Source organism: uncultured Agitococcus sp. (assembly GCF_937920075.1).
In the GTDB taxonomy this organism is placed as follows: Bacteria; Pseudomonadota; Gammaproteobacteria; order Pseudomonadales; family Moraxellaceae; genus Agitococcus.
In genome coordinates this window covers 1-2,451 of record NZ_CALETI010000420.1, presented here as the reverse complement: position 1 = coordinate 2,451, position 2,451 = coordinate 1, and the positions used below count along the sequence as shown (strand labels likewise).

Genomic DNA, 2,451 nt, shown 5'->3' with positions numbered 1-2,451 from the left:
ATTTTGAAATTGGCTCATCAACATTAAAAACCGTTGAAATCAATTATGAGGGTAATAAAGCCTTAGCTTTAGCGTTTTTTGATCCAGAGTTATGTGACGCAAGTTCACGCCCAATTAAACATTTTATGTTGTTTTTAGGATTAAATGAGAGTGTCATTAAACGCGCACCTTCATTATTAATTGAGCCTTTATTGCAACAATTAGCTCCTGCTTTTAGAGAGATTTGTCGTGCTTCGCGTTATAGCTCGGAGCAAGATATTATGAAGCTTGCACAAAATAAACAAACTGAACGGATTATTCATTTAGAGTTTAAAAGTAAATTGGCAACGGTTGCTGCTGTTGTGAGTAAAAAGGTTGAGGCAAGTAAAGCAGCTCCTAATAGAGCTACTGCTGCTCATGGACAAGATACTATAGAAGAACATGAAGCACTTTCAATGCCCGCATGGTTAAAATGGGCGTTTGCGTTGGTGATTTTATTTGCTGTGGTGATTGGCTTTTGGGTTGAAGCTTAAAAACGGCATTTCGACTCCGCTCAAGGAGCAGAGTCGTGGTGGTTGAGTGGAGTCGAAACCAGCTCAACAGACTCTACAGAGCATATCGACTAAAAGCGTGATTGATAACGTACTTCCAGCATATTTTCTGCGCCAGCATTGCCTTGATTATCTTGTTGACCTGCATCTCGTGTACTGACGGCAATACGCAAACGGTCTTTGCCCATCACGGGCCCTTCTAAACCAACTAAGCCAAAATAACCACCTTCACCTTGGTTCACTAATAATGATCCTTTAATAATGGGTTGCCAATAAGGTTCCATGACCATTTCATTATTAAGGTTGTAGCTCCAATTTAAGCTAAATTCTTGGCTGTCTTTGGGCGCGACAGAAGGCATGGCTGGTGGTGGAGGAAAAGGTGCGCCCACAAGTGGTGCAGGTGGCACAATTAAGTTAGGTAATTTTGCACCTTGGCTTTGGTCATAATCCGCAACCCGTAAGGCTAAGCTTAACCAATGATGGTGATAACTACTAAATAAACGATATGCCGTCTCCACCATAAATCCATCGCCATTTGCCAATTTATCATCAGTATCTTGACGATAAAAACGATTAGAAAACGCTTCAGCGTTTACTTTGTAACGGGCATTTTGCCAACGTAATAAAGTGCGAAATTGATCTTTATAGGCATATAGTTGTAATTCGGGCGATTCGCGACCACTGTCGTGATAACTGGCTTGATATTCAATTTGAAAGTCGCGATTGACGTTGTAGCGATGTTGTAGGCTAAATCCCATATAGTCATCATAAGCTTTGGCGGTGTGTGCGGCTACACGAATATCATGTTGTTGATTACGATAACCGACACCTAATCGCACCAGTTTTTGCTCACCTTCGGGGGGACTTTGATTGCCTTTGCTGTCTAATTTGCCATATTCCAATTCTGGGGTAAAACGCCAATTGGCACTCATTGGAATAGACATCACAAGGCGTTGTTGTAAGCCCTGTTGATGTTCATTTTCTCGGCCTTGATTATTAAAATCAATCATACCTGTTTGATTATCTATAGGCTCATAATTGATATTAATGGGAATTAACGAGTTATTATTTTCGTCAATAATACCCCATGTTTTGTTGTCATTGGCGAAGGCTAGGCTGTGTAAGGCAATAAATGGTAAGAGGGCATATTTATTTGTCATTGTTATGTCCTTGTTTGATGATGACGGACGCACTTCACCAACATGAGCGATAAAGGCGTCAGTTTTAAGATAAAAAAAGAGCGGACTCAATCCGCTCTTTGATAATTACAAGTTTTTCAGTTTTTCTAACTGTTCTTGCAATTTAGCTTGCGCTGTTTTGGCATCGTTGAGCTTCTTTTGCTCTTGAGCAATCACCGCCGCAGGGGCTTTGGCAGTAAAACTTTCGTTACTGAGTTTGCCACCAATCCTCGTTACTTCTTGCTCTAAACGGGCAATTTCTTTGTTGAGACGTGCCGCTTCGGCATCTTTATCAATAAAGCCTTTAAGCGGTACTAATACTGCCATATCACCCACTAATGCAGTGGCCGCAGGCGGTAATTCGGCATCAGCCGCCAATAACGTTAAGCTGTCCAAACGTGCTAAAAAGCGTAGTTGAGATTCATAAGCTTGTAAACGTGTGGCATCAGCCGCACTGACGTTATGACATAAAATCGGTAAAGGCTTGCTTGGCGAAATATTCATTTCACCACGGATATTACGAATACCAGCAATCACCCCTTTAATCCATTCTACATCCGCTTCGGCCTGTGCATCAATTTTGCTTAAATCAGGTTGTGGATAGGCTTGGAGCATAATACTGTCGCCTGTTTTGCCCACTAAACCTTTCACACGCTGCCAAATTTCTTCGGTGATATAAGGCATAATGGGGTGCATTAAGCGCAACATCGTTTCTAAAACACGCAACAAGGTACGGCGTGTGC

The 2,451-nt window shown here is 41.7% G+C and carries 3 protein-coding genes; 1 reads left to right on the top strand and 2 read right to left on the bottom strand.

What is annotated here, in order from left to right:
• Positions 1 to 512 (top strand): hypothetical protein (locus Q0212_RS14360; RefSeq protein WP_297926735.1); only part of this gene is annotated, 512 nt, incomplete at its 5' end.
• Between the two features lie 89 nt (positions 513 to 601).
• Here Q0212_RS14360 and Q0212_RS14355 read toward each other — a convergent pair.
• Entirely contained in the window at positions 602 to 1,690 is a 1,089-nt protein-coding gene (locus Q0212_RS14355; RefSeq protein ID WP_297926732.1) for a hypothetical protein, read from the bottom strand.
• A 105-nt stretch (positions 1,691 to 1,795) separates the two neighbouring features.
• Positions 1,796 to 2,451 (bottom strand): class I tRNA ligase family protein (locus tag Q0212_RS14350; RefSeq protein ID WP_297926729.1); only part of this gene is annotated, 656 nt, incomplete at its 5' end.

What these genes read in the sequence shown, in the direction of transcription:
- Q0212_RS14355 (WP_297926732.1), bottom strand. Translation starts at nt 1,690, where the DNA reads ATGACAAATAAATATGCCCTCTTACCATTTATTGCCTTACACAGCCTA.